At 50.6% G+C, this 13,643-nt stretch carries 6 protein-coding genes; 2 read left to right on the top strand and 4 right to left on the bottom strand.

Annotated features, from left to right (window positions below; all coding sequences use genetic code 11):
• Window positions 1-79: 79 nt before the first annotated feature.
• The 4 genes from DRJ53_RS04650 to DRJ53_RS04635 all read right to left on the bottom strand — a co-directional run bounded on the left by DRJ53_RS04650 (window position 80) and on the right by DRJ53_RS04635 (window position 9,874).
• Entirely contained in the window at window positions 80-1,723 is a 1,644-nt protein-coding gene (locus DRJ53_RS04650; RefSeq protein ID WP_114234365.1) for an endo-1,4-beta-xylanase, read from the bottom strand.
• A 237-nt stretch (window positions 1,724-1,960) separates the two neighbouring features.
• The gene (gene galB, locus DRJ53_RS04645) at window positions 1,961-4,663 is read right to left on the bottom strand and encodes a beta-galactosidase GalB (protein WP_241558453.1); all 2,703 of its coding nucleotides are present in this window, start codon (window positions 4,661-4,663) and stop codon (window positions 1,961-1,963) included.
• A 142-nt stretch (window positions 4,664-4,805) separates the two neighbouring features.
• Entirely contained in the window at window positions 4,806-6,782 is a 1,977-nt protein-coding gene (locus DRJ53_RS04640) for a RagB/SusD family nutrient uptake outer membrane protein (protein WP_114234363.1), read from the bottom strand.
• Between the two features lie 11 nt (window positions 6,783-6,793).
• On the bottom strand, window positions 6,794-9,874 hold the full coding sequence (locus DRJ53_RS04635) for a SusC/RagA family TonB-linked outer membrane protein (RefSeq protein ID WP_204743128.1): 3,081 nt from the start codon (window positions 9,872-9,874) through the stop codon (window positions 6,794-6,796).
• 471 nt (window positions 9,875-10,345) lie between these two features.
• On the opposite strand from DRJ53_RS04635, the gene DRJ53_RS04630 reads away from it, so the two are divergent.
• Window positions 10,346-11,392, top strand: coding sequence for a LacI family DNA-binding transcriptional regulator (locus DRJ53_RS04630; RefSeq protein WP_114234361.1), 1,047 nt, complete (start codon window positions 10,346-10,348; stop codon window positions 11,390-11,392).
• Window positions 11,393-11,463: 71 nt separating this feature from the next.
• Complete coding sequence (locus tag DRJ53_RS04625; RefSeq protein ID WP_114234360.1) at window positions 11,464-13,608, top strand: alpha-glucuronidase family glycosyl hydrolase; 2,145 nt, start codon at window positions 11,464-11,466, stop codon at window positions 13,606-13,608.
• The last annotated feature ends 35 nt before the right edge of the window (window positions 13,609-13,643 follow it).

Raw genomic sequence — 13,643 nt, 5'->3', positions numbered from 1 at the left:
GTTTTATTCTATTCGGTTATCCTGTAAAATCACAACCTGCAACGATGAACAACTTAAGTACATTTTGCAAAAATGTTCGCTACTTATTTTCCCAAAATGCCAGCAGCGCTGAAGTGTATGCCGCTTTTTTGCTAAGGTTCCCGTTATATAACAATGGATAGTCCAGGCCGTTGCTGTACATCCAACTGGTATTGTCGGTAAGGCCCCACACAGTAATGCCGTGTTGTTGTGCCTTGGGCACATTTTTCAGGTACGAGTTGATGATGTATTTGTATAGGCCCGCTTGTGCAGCGGCTTCTGTTGCACTTAATGTATAGCCTGTGCGGTTGGTTGGATTCATGCGAATGTCCAGTTCCGAAATGCGCACCTTCAAACCCGTAGCCGCCAGCTTTTTCATCATGTTGTCGATGCTGGTTCGGTTAGAATTGATGTTTACATGCATCTGCGTGCCGATGCCGTCGATCTTCACGCCTTTGCCTTGCAGTTCTTTTGCAAATGCAATTAAGGAGTCCAATTTGGGACCATTCAATTCAAGGTTGTAGTCGTTGATGAATAAGAGTGCCGTTGGGTCGGCAGCCTTTGCATAATTAAACGCTTTTACTGCCACATCGCGACCCAGGTACTGGCTCCAAACAAATACATCCGATGCGCGGTCGGTGGTATTGGTGGTGTTTCGGATAGCGCCCGATTCAGTAAACAATTCATTCACTACATCCCATGCCTTTACTTTACCGCGATATCGGCTAACCATGGCCGTTATATGTTTGTTCAGCGCTTCGTCCAGTTTTGCCGCCGCTTGTGTGTTGCCGGTTTGCGACAATTCACGCACCGATACTTTATCGATAAAATAAGTATTGGCCGCCTGGCCCATGTCAAACAGGATGCGGGTTTGCGCCGAATTGGCCGCAAAGGCCCACTTCACTTCGGTCCACGCGGTGCCAATGGTTTGATCGGCCTGGTATTGGGCGCTCCCCTGGCCGGTTGGCGTGCCGGTTGATAAGCGCAACGAACCGCCAGCAGCAGCTGCTTTTACCCAAAACGAAACCTGGTATTGTGTGCCGATGGTGGTGTTGAATAGATCGCCTGCCACTTGTACCCGCCACTGGTTGCCTGCGTTGGCCACCGGGTTGATCACTTTCATGGCACGGGTGCCTTCATATATTTCTCCAGCAGCGGTGGTTACTAAAACTTCCGCATTGTTGGCAGCATTAAAAACAGACCATCCGTCAAATGATGTAGCAGTGCCGTCTTCAAAGCTTCCGTTTTTATGCAGGTCAGGTCCGCTTGCCTCCACAATGCCTGCAATGGATTGTAGGTAAGCGCCGTTCTGGCCGCGGTGCCACACCAGAGTATGTCCAAACACCTCCAGGTTGGCTGCCTGCGCGGCTGCTACCATCGCATCGGCTTGTGTAAAATCGAAGCTGCCATCGTTGCGAACAATGGAGTAATGTTTCATTTCGTTTTCCAGCGTAATGCCGTCAAAATCGCGGCGAACAACAGCAGCGTATGCCGGGCTGGAAATAAAATGTTGGTAGGGCACTGCTACGCCAACCGGTATATCAGCTACGGCCTTCAGCGCAACCGCACTATCGGGCGGCGTAGCAGGTGGCGGCGCTGGTGGATCAACCGGGGCGCCGGTGCCGCCGCTATCGCTTTTAGAACAGGAAATAAGCAGGGAAATAAAAAGACCGGCGGGTACAGCTAATTTCTGAAATGCATTCATACAACAATCATTTTGGGGCAGGATCGAAGCCTGCAATTTTTTATTTGTTTGTCAGTTTTTGTAAATAGAATTGTTCAACGACGACTTATTTAATAGCACTACTGCCTTGCTCGATATCTGCTTTTTTCATTTTTTAAATAAGGCCGCGCAAAGCAGCAACAATGGTACGGCACCGCATTTATATAAGCATTGACGGCAGTCATTCCGCAACCATTTTCATCTAAACTCATTCGCCATTTATTTTGTTTGTACCACAATTTGCGCAGGCACCAGGCCAGGTGATTGTGCTGTTATTTTTAACTTCCCTTTGTCGCCCTTGTTTCCGCGAACAATGACCAGCGCCAGTCCGCTAAAGGCTTTGCGGGTGGTGGAAGGAAATGCAACCAGATCAGCGGGGTCACCATTATCAGTAGCTACAATTTCGCCGGGGCCTTCTATGGTAAACGAAATGGGGTGGGCCGCATCGGGAACAACCAGGCCTACGTTATCGGTCATTTTTACCGTGATAAAAGAAAGATCCTTGCCATCCGCATCGATGATTGTTCTGTCTGCATTGAGTTGCAACTGCGCTGCAGGACCGGTAGTTTTTACCGTATCCGTAGCCCAAATTTTTCCGCCTTTATACGCCACCACACGCAGCGTTCCAGGTTGGTATTGCACGCTGTCCCAACGCAGCCGGTACTCGTATTGCGCTTTCTTTTTTCTACCAAACGAACGGCCGTTGATAAACAATTCTGCTTCATCGCCGGATGTAAAAACATGCACCGGTGTTACCTGCCCTTCACGACCGGGCCAGTTCCAGTGCGGTAAAATATGCGCCATCGGCAGCTCGGGCCGCCACCGCGACTGGTACAGGTAAAAGCGGTCTTTTTTAAAACCGGCCAAATCAATAATGCCCGAATAAGAACTGCGTGCCGTGTAATACGGCGTTGGTTCGCCGAGGTAGTCCCAACCGGTCCACACAAGCTCGCCGGCCACATACGGGTGGCGGTCCTGCGATGCAAATACTTTATCCGCCGATGAGCCAAACGCAGCCGTGTACAATTCGTATGCACTCACTACCTGCAACACAGCATTACCGCCGGTGCTGTCGCTTACCGGTGCGCTGATGCCGTTGTACACCGGGAACACATAAGTGCCCCTTGTGCTGAGTGCCGATGCTGTTTCGCTGCTCACAATTAGTTTGCCCGGAAACTTTGCTTTGAATGCTGGATACAAAGGCGTGGTTCGGATTCCAGTGAGGTGTGCATAAGCCGGTGCATCGCGGATGCCCTCGCCCTGGTAGTTCAGGCTAATGATGTCCATTGCTGCCGGAAAAGGCATGTCCGGTTTTGCATAATTCATCGAAGCCGTCGCCGGCCGCGTCGGGTCTTCTTCTTTTACAATGCTGTATAGTTTTTGTGCTAATCGGGCACCAGCGGTGTCGGTATATTGTTCACCAACTTCGTTGCCAAAACTCCAGGCAATAACCGACGGATGGTTGCGGTCGCGGCGGATAAAGGAGCGGGTATCCGGCTCGTGCCAGTCGCTAAAAATGAGGTGAAAATCGTGCGGCGTTTTTTTGCGTTCCCAGTTGTCAAAAATTTCATTGATTACCAAAAAGCCCATGCGGTCGGTGAGTTCGAGCAACTCCGGCGCAGGCGGATTATGCGCCATGCGAATGGCATTGCAACCCAGTTCGCGCAGCAGCTCCAATTGCCGCTCTGCAGCCCGCACATTAAAGGCGGCACCCAGTGCGCCGAGGTCGTGGTGCTGGTTCACGCCTTGCATCCGCACCGGTTCTCCATTTACCAATAAGCCTTTGTCTGCGTCGAACTGCAAGGAACGAATTCCGAAACGAGTTTTGTATCGGTCCACCATTTTGCCGTCAACAAAAAGCGAGGTAACGGCCATGTATAGGTGCGGTTGTTGTACAGGAAGCGGTCCCCACAACTTTGGATTTTGAAGCGTCGCGAAAAAATTTGTTTTTACTTTTTTACCTGCAGCTACCTGTACCGTTTTTTTCGGTAAAACCAAAGCCGCTTGGCGGCCAGGTACACCATTGCTATCGAGCAGGTACACTGCGGTAGCAACAGCAACTGTTTGCGTTTTGCCTGATTTATTTTCCAATTGCACTTGCACATCAATTGATGCAGCTGCAGCCGAAACATTATTGGTGGTAACAAATGTGCCCCATTGTGCCACATTCACCGGGGCCACTTTAGTGAGCCACACATTGCGGTACAGCCCGCCGCCCGGGTACCAGCGTGCCGAATGATTGGGATTGTCGATGCGGATCGCCAATTGGTTGCTGCTGCCAAATTGCAGGTAGGAGGTAAGATCCAGCCGGAACGAGTTGTAACCATAAGGCCAGCCACCAACAAGTTTGCCATTGAGCCACACCATTGCGTACGACATGGCGCCATCAATATCGAGGTAAATTGTTTTGCCTTTATCTGCAGCGGGGATGTCCAGCTTTTTCCGGTACCAGGCCACGCCATGGCTGGGCAGCCGGCCCATGCCGCCGCCAACCTCGGGGTTGTTGCCGGTATAGAATGGGCCTTTAATGGCCCAGTCGTGGGGCAGGTTTACTGTTTCCCACGCACCATCATTGAAGTTTTTTTGAACGAGGGGAAAGTCGCTGCCCGGGTTGCCGGTAGGGGGCCGGTAATGTTGCGTAGAATCTTTTATAAAGTCATTTGCGGTGGGTAATATCCAGGGTTTTAATACGCGGTCTGAAGCTGTTGTTTTAACTGCTTCGGTCGGCTTTGAATCAGCTACTTTGCTGTCATTGCGGTCTGTGATTTCGGGGCGTACATCGTACTGCAATGAATCGGGGTTGGCTGCATAGCGCATAAACTGCCAGCCATCATTAATGGAGATGATTTGCCGCGGTCCGTTTGCCTGTGCTTTTTGCGCAGCGCTATTTTGCAGCGTACAAAATGCAATGCAACAGCACATGTAAACAAATAGCCCTGGCCCCGCAATCCGATTTTTTTTCCGCCGCATAACTGTGTACAATCTTTTTAAAATGCAACAGGAGAAAGATAAAACTTTCTCCTGTTGGCAATTGGGTTATTAAAACTGCACTATCATCCTGCTATTAATAGCCTGGGTTTTGATATGCTGCTTTTTCTTCCGGTGAATAGTCCATACCGTCGATCTGTCCTTGCGGAATAGGCCGCAGGTAGTGGAAGGGCTGAATGGTGCGGGTAAACACTTTAGGGGTGTGTGCACCATAGGTAGGATCACCAATTTCGTAGGTGCCTGCCAACTCATTCCATTTTTGCGTACGCACCAGGTCGAACCAACGATGACCTTCGCCAAAATATTCACGGGAACGTTCGGCTAGGATGTAGTTGATGTCGATGTTGGCTGGCGTAGCGGCAACCATTGCAGCGCTATTGTCGGCAACAAAAGCGGCATTGGCTTTATTCGAGAACTTCCATTTGCCGGCACGTGCACGGATCACGTTGATCAGGTCGCGGGCACTTTTACCGGAAACAGTAGTAGCGCCTTTTACTGCAGCTTCAGCAGCAATAAGGTACAACTCCGAAAACTTGGCGATCTTGAACGGACGGGTGCTGGTAGCGTTGGGCTGTCCTAAACCGGTTCCGTTGTCGGTGCGGTATACACCTATTTTCCAAAGACCAGGATAAACCATGCGGCTGATGCCACGTGGGTTGATAACGAAGTCGGCACGGCCAGGCAGTACACCTGCACCTACGTTGTTCGATACTTTGCCGGGGAAATTAGCACCGGAAGGATACACGATGTTGGCTGTCTGCGACTCGTCTTCCAGGAAAGTAAGCACGGGTTCGCCGGGCCTGATGGGCAGATCGTTGGCATTGTACAACACTGCGTTTGTAGTGCCGCCTTTAGGCCAGTTGCCACGGTATACAGTAGTGAATGTACCATCGTAACGAGAGTCCAAAGTTTTATCGGCAAATGTGTTGGTGAACACACCAATCACCGGCGCCATACGGGTGTAGGGGCGGCCCAAAGCCTGCGATGCTTCGCGCTGCACCGAACTCACTGCAGAACCAGTACCATCGGGGTTAGAGGCACTCCGGATTACTGTGTAGTTCCAGTTTACCATCCACTTGGCCGAGTTACGGCCATTACCGGCTTCACCGTCAAAGCAGGCAATACAAGCGCCGTTGTAAAACTCGCTTTCCTGAGTGTGGTCGGCGTACAGCAGCATTTCCTTGTTGCGGTCGTTGCCACCAACGTGCAGGTCGTAGAAGGTGTTTTCCAAACCAAAAGGACCGGGTTCGTCAATAGCCTGGGTAGCTATGTCATAGGCCTTTTGAAAATACCAGGCTGCAGTCTGACCGGCTGGGTCTACACGTTGCGCAGCAGGGTAGGTGGGGATGTTGTTCGGGTTTTGCAGCCACCAACCGTACGTCAGGTATGCTTTCGCCAGGTAAAGGCGGGCTGCAGTTTTAGTAACACCGCCGGTTACCCGCGGCGTTGCAGGCAGGTCGTTCACTGCCGTGATCAGGTCGGGGAAAATGGCTTTTGTGTACACTTCAGGCACGGTGTTGCGCACCGATTTCCGCGAAGGCGAAGTGTTGAACTTCAGTTCGCCGGAACCCAGGTCGAGGGGCACGCCACCAAAAGTTTGCACTAACAAAAAGTAGTCGAATGCGCGGAAGAAACGTGCTTCCGCAATCAAGGATGCAGGAATGGTTTTTACCGCTTCCGCGTTTTCAATAATGCCGCTGGCAGTATTGATGTTGGAAAAAGCGGTACCCCACAAAGCATCTGAACGGCTGCTGGCCGCATTCAGGTTGCCTACGCCACTCAGGTCGGCATCTTTAAAGTTACCATCGGCCGATTGTGCCCAGGTGTATTCGTCGGTGCCGGTTTCCAGTGAATTGTAATAATAAGGCTGCCCGTAAATAAAACGCAGGTGTGCATACTGCGAAGTGATACCGCCTAATACGCCTTTTTCGGTTTTGAAAAAATCAGGTGTATAAATGCTGCGGGGCTCTTCCTCCAGGATCTTGTTACACCCGGGTGCAATTGCCATAAACAGCGCCGCTGCAAATAGTGATTTTATTGGAATATGTTTCATGTTCAGTTCTTTTAGAATGACAGGTTAAGACCAAGAATATAGTTGCGGGTAGATGGCGTGTTGAAGCCAACGGTCAGTACACGGTTAGGGATGGCAAAGCCACTGGTTGCCGTGTTTTCGTTACCCATTGAGTTTGTTTCCGGGTCCAGGCCAGATTCTTTGTGGAATGGCGAGAAGAAAACAAACGGGTTTTGTGCCGTGAAATACATCCGCAAACGGATATTGTCGTTCTGGATGATGCTGCGGTTGAAATCGTATCCCAGTGTGATGGTACGGATCTTGGCAAACGAGCCATCGAAATAAGCCAGGGTGCTGGCATATTTAGGGTTGTCGCCGCTGATGATGCCACCAGGCTTGGGATATTTCGCATCGGTGTTTTCTGGAGTCCAGTAGTCCACATCGATGTTATTTCTGCGGCCGCTCAGCAGGTTCAGGTAGCCGTTCGGTCCGTGAATGGTGCTTACCAGTACGCCACCGCTTCTGAACACGCCAACAACGCCCAGGTCAAAACCTTTGTAAGCAACGCGGGTGTTGAAGCCGCCCTGGAAATCAGGATCTACGTTCATCACCTGGCGGTCGGCAGGACTGATCGCTCTTTTTGGTGTGCCGTCAGGATTGTACTCGCCGGTGTATTCTACTTTGATCATGCCCACGTTGCCGCCTGGCTCCAGGATAGCGCGGTGTTCGTCTTTATCCTGCCACAGGCCTACGCGTTTGTAGTCGTAGATGGCGTTGATGTTTTTACCAACAAACCACCAGTTGGCTTCGTCACGGGTAGCACCAGATGCAAGGGCTTTCAGTTTGTTGCGGTTGGCGTAAACGTTGAAACCTACATCCCAGGTCCAGCCGTTTACATCATTCAGTACGTTGCCATTGAGGCTAAATTCAACGCCTTTGTTTTGGATCTCACCCACGTTTTGCACAATGCTTCCTACACCCGATGTTGAAGGGAGGCTAACACTTTGCAGTACGCCTTCGGTGTTGGTGATGTAATATTCCAACGAACCGGAGAGGCGATTTTTCAGCAGGGAAAAGTCAACACCAAAGTTGTAGGTCTGCGAGTATTCCCATCCCAAACCTGGGTTAGGAATTTGCGATACAAAATACCCGGTGCTGTAAGTGGTCGGTCCAAAGTTGTAGGGGCGGGTAGACAATAAACCCAGTGTGGAATAAACAGGAACCGCCTGGTTAGAGGTTTGTCCGTAGCCGGCACGCAGCTTCAGGCTGTTGATGGCGGTAATGTTTTCCATAAAGCGTTCTTTGGCAATGTTCCAACCAACTGAAAGGGCTGGATAAGTGTGCCATTTGTTGCCCGGTGCCAACCTTGAAGAACCATCTGAACGAACGGTTGCAGAGATCATGTAACGGTTGTCATAAGCATACATCACACGACCCATCATCGACATCAAACCCCACAACTGGTATTGTTGCAGCGCTGGATCAATGGTGATCTGGCCGGCAGCCTGGCCCAGGTTGTAGAATTGGAAGGCATCAGCAGGAATGTCACGGGCGGCCATGTTCGACCGGGTGAATTTTTGCTGCTCTGCAGAGTACAATGCAACGGCATTTACCGAATGTTTGCCTGCAAATACACGGTCGTAGGTCAGCAGGTTTTCAACAGTCCAGTGGTAAGTATAGCGGTTATCAACCGATGCACCAGAAGGTGTATTGGGGTTGAGGGCATCGCCTACGCCAGCGCCGGTGTACGAACCATTGTTTGATTGTGTGTAGTTCAAACCCACGTTGGCGCGGTATTTCAAGCCTTTTACATAAGGAATCTGCACCTCGCCATAAATAGAGTTGTACGATGCAAAACCGCGGGTTTCGTTCAGCCACTGGCTGTTGTCGCGCAGGTTTTCCAATACGTCTTTGGTGTACACATACTGGTTGTCGGCAATCATACGAATGCCGCGACGCAGGCTGCCATCCTCGTTGTATGGGCTGGAGATCGGCGTCATGCTCAGTGTGTTGTACAGGCCCACCTGGTTGCCTTCGCTTTGGTTGTAGTTGTTGTTGGTAGTAAAGCCAAAACGAAATGCTTTACCTACTTGCTGGTCCAGCGATCCGCGCAGCGAATAACGCTTGTATTGCTGCGTTGGGATAACGCCCTGGTTTTGATAGTAACCACCACCAAAATTGTAATTGCCACCATCTGTAGCGCCGGAAAGGCTGATGTTGTGATCGGTTACGAAACCATTGCGGTAAAACAGGTCCTGCCAGTCGGTGTTGATGTTGTCGGCTTCATCCTGTCCGTTTACATATTGGCCGGCTGCTTTGCGCAGGGCCGTAAATTTAGGCCCGTCCATCATGGGGTACTGTGCAAAAACAGTTTGCACACCATGGTAGGCGTTGTAAGCAATGCGGGGTTTGCGGCCTCTTGCACCTTTATCGGTAGTAACCAAAATAACGCCGTTGGCGCCACGCGAACCGTAAATCGCTGTTGCAGATGCATCTTTCAACACATCCACGCTGCGGATGTCATTGGGGTTGATGTCGGCCAGCGAACCCATGAACGGAATACCATCCAGTACAATCAACGGATCGTTGCTGCCGGTGAGGGAGCGGGTACCGCGAATGCGGATCTGCATCGTAGCACCGGGCCGGGTGGAGGTTTGAGAAATGTCGACACCAGCCATGCGTCCTTGCAGGGCCTGGGTAATGTTGGGAGAAGGCACATCACGCACCGCGTTGCCGCTGATGGTAGCTACCGAACCGGTAACCGCCTCTTTGCGTTGAGTGCCATAACCTACCACTACCACTTCGTTCATGTTCACCGCAACTGCCTGCAGTGAAACAAGCATTTGTCCGGCCGTAATAGTGGCCTCGGTAGTGCCGTAGCCCACTGCGGAAAACACAAGGGTTTGTGCATTACCGGGTACGGAAAGCGAGAAACTACCATCGGCAGCGGTTTGCGTACCCGTGGTAGTACCTTTAGCTGTAACTGAAACACCGGCCAAACCGGTAGTGTCGCCTTGTTCGGTTACTTTTCCCGAAACAACTCTGTTTTGTGCCGCGGATTGCAAACCCGCACAGAACACAAAGCAAAGCGCAATCAATAGCTGTTGCAGGCTTTTTTTAGCCATACTTTTCATAAGCGTTTTTTTAAAAACAGTGAAGAGAGCATCGTTCAATAACCGGCATTTAGTTTTTTCGGTTATGCATATTCGGTAGGTCAGGGGAAAAATGACGGACAGGTTTAGAAGAGCAAACCTGGTATCATTATTATAAAGACGATTGTTACTAGTAAAGTGGCAGCGGGATCTTTTGGTGCGGGGTCAGCATGCTTTTTTTTCGTTCGGTAAGGAAAGCGAAAAGGCATGTGCCGCAAATGGGAAGTATGCATTTCACAGACATATTCAATCGTTAATAACGGGGATGGAGTATCCTCCGCCTCGGCTAATATCGTACAGTTTTTCAATTATGCAACCGATTGCATAAAAAATTTTTTTTTACACCGTTTCAGCCTATATTTATCCAGTATTTACAAGTGCAACCGATTGCAGCAAAAAGCCATATAACTCAGCAGCTCCGCTGAATTCTTTGGCTGCCACCAAGCCATCAACATGGAAAAAGAGGTTACTATTTATGATCTTGCGGAACTGCTTAAAATTTCTCCTGCAACAGTCAGCCGCGGATTGCAGGATCATCCCGCCATCAGTAAAAAAACAAAGAAGCGCATTTTTGATCTGGCCGAACAAATTGGTTACCGCACCAATCGTTTTGCACGCAACCTGCGCAGCCGGCAGTCGCATACATTGGGAGTAATTGTACAACGGCTCGATAGCAACTTTATCAGCACCGTGATTGCCGGTATGGAAGACACCGCTGCCAGTCATGGGTATCGCCTTATTATATGCCAGTCGTCGGAGCAGGCGCAAAAAGAAAAGGCAAACGCAACTGCATTGCTAGAGAGTAGGGTAGATGGCTTAATGGCATCACTCGCTTTCGACACCGAAGACCTGTCGCATTTTGATGCGTTTTTACAAAAGAAAATTCCACTCATATTTTTCGACCGCGTGATGGAGCACCAGGGTTGTACCCGGGTGCAGATCGACAACCGGAAAGCGGCCTACGATGCTACCCGCCACATGCTGGAGCAGGGTTGCCGGCACATTGTGCATGTAACGGCGCCGCTCAAGCAAAATGTGTACGTGGAGCGGCTGGAAGGCTATAAGCAGGCATTGGCCGAAGCTGGTTTGCCTTTTACCCAGGACGATGTATTGATCGGTAACCTGCGGCAAGAAGACGGCCGCAATGCAGCCACCGCCATATTGCAAATGGACCCGCTGCCCGACGGTATTTTTTTTACCAACGATAACTGTGCGGCTGCCTGCGTGGTTGCATTGAAGGCTGCAGGTGTGCGGATACCGGAAGATATCGCTGTTGTTGGTTTTAACAACGATCCTGTTAGCACGGTGGTGGAACCCAACCTCACCACCATCGATTATCCGGGTTATGAAATGGGCACCGTTGCGGCACGCAACCTGATCCAGCACCTTTCCGGCGATGGCAGCATTGCCGCTACCAATACCATCTTGCTGCATTCGGCACTGGTGGTGCGTGGCTCGTCGATGCGGAAGAAAGGTGAGGAGCCACAAAAGAAACAGTAAACAGTTTAAGCGCAATACAGCGGGTGTAGTAGTTAGCAGCCCGTTATTTCAAAACGAAATTTCCTGCAGGAATGAAAAAATTATTCAGCTTAGTTTTTTGTCTGGTTGCCCTGGCAGCCCACAGCGAGGATGGTTATCGGTTATGGCTTCGGTACGATAAAGTAGCAAACGCAACGCTCTTGCAGCAGTACCGCAGCGCTGTTTCCGGAGTCTATTTTCCAACTCCATCGCCGGTGCTGGCCGCTGCAAAAGAGGAGCTGACCAACGGCCTGAACGGGCTGTTGCAAAAAACGATGGCCTCACAGGCAGGCATAGCCGCAAATTCGCTGGTGGTGGGCACGCCAAAGTCACTCCCGGCCATTGCATCCATGAAGCTGAAAGGTTTGCAAAATTTAGGTGCCGAAGGTTTTGTCATTCAAACAACAACCAGCGGTGGTAAAAAAGTAACTGTAATCACCGCCAATGAAGACGCCGGTGTACTATATGGCGTGTTTCATTACCTGCGCCTGTTGCAAACCGGTGCCAACATCAACAACCTCTCTATTGTTTCAGCACCAAAGCTGCAGCGCCGTATTTTAAACCATTGGGATAACTTGGATCGTACTGTTGAACGTGGCTACGCTGGTTTTTCGCTGTGGGACTGGCACCGCCTGCCAGGGTACATTGATCCACGTTATAAAGACTATGCACGGGCAAATGCGTCCATCGGCATCAATGGCACTGTATTGACCAACGTAAATGCAAACGCATTGGTGCTGACACCTGCTTACCTGAAAAAAGTAGCAGCGCTGGCCGATGTTTTTAGGCCTTATGGCATCCGCGTCTACTTGACGGCACGTTTTAGTGCGCCGGTGGAAATTGGTGGTTTGAAAACCGCAGACCCGCTGGATCCGCAAGTGCAGCAATGGTGGAAAGACAAAACAAAAGAAGTTTACAGCTACATTCCCGACTTTGGCGGCTACCTGGTAAAAGCCAACTCAGAAGGCCAACCCGGCCCGCAGAACTATGGCCGTAATCACGCTGATGGCGCCAACCTGCTGGCTGATGCCGTTGCACCGCATGGCGGCATTGTGATGTGGCGTGCATTCGTGTACAGCAACGAAACGCCTGAAGACCGCATCAAACAAGCGTATTCAGAATTCAAGCCATTAGACGGTTCGTTCCGCGACAATGTGTTGGTGCAGGTAAAAAATGGAGCACTCGATTTTCAACCCCGCGAACCTTTTCATCCGCTGTTTGGTGCGATGCCTAAAACACCGATGATGATGGAGTTCCAGATGACACAGGAGTACCTGGGTCAGGCAACGCATTTGGTTTACCAGGGCCCGTTGTATAAAGAGATACTCGATGCCGATACGTATGCAAAAGGCAAAGGTTCGACTGTTGCCAAAGTGATCGACGGAACGCTTGACAATCATCGTGTTTCGGGTATTGCAGGTGTAACCAACATTGGTAACGACCGCAACTGGACGGGCCACTTGTTTGGTCAATCCAACTGGTACCTGTTTGGCCGCCTGGCATGGGATCACCAGCTTACTGCCGCTGCCATTGCCGACGAGTGGACCCGTCAAACTTTTTCGAACAATGCAGCTGTGGTGCGGCCCATCAACAACATGCTCATGTCGTCGCACCAAACGATGGTGGATTATATGACGCCATTGGGATTGGCGCACATCATGGGCTATGGGCACCATTATGGTCCTGCGCCGTGGTGGGATAAAGCACCCCGCGCCGACTGGAACCCGGTTTATTTTCATAAAGCCGACAAACAGGGAATTGGTTTTGACCGCACCAAAAGCGGCAGCAATGCACTGGAGCAATATGCGCCGGAATTGCAGCAATTGTGGGGCAACCGTACTACCGTTCCCAACGACCTGCTGCTTTGGTTTCACCACGTAGGTTGGAAAGAACAATTGAATACTGGCCGTACGCTGTGGGATGAATTGTGCTACCGTTACAACAAAGGCGTGGCCGAAGTGCGGGACATGCAAAAGACATGGACGACAATGAAAAACCAAATAGATCCAGAACGATTTGAACATGTGCGGATGTTGCTGGCTGTGCAGGAAGAGGAAGCCGTATGGTGGCGCGATGCCTGCCTGCTATATTTCCAGACATTCTCCGGAATGCCTATTCCTGCACAGTACGAGCAACCAGCAAAAACGTTGGAGTATTACAAAAGCCTGAAGTTTCCGTACGCACCGGGCAATGGGTAAGCGCTAGTTATTTAAATGCATTACAATACTTATAA

The organism is Paracnuella aquatica, assembly GCF_003332885.2.
GTDB lineage: Bacteria > Bacteroidota > Bacteroidia > Chitinophagales > Chitinophagaceae > Flavisolibacter > Flavisolibacter aquaticus.
Note: the sequence above shows the minus strand (reverse complement) of the source record. Positions and strands in the feature narration are given on the sequence as shown.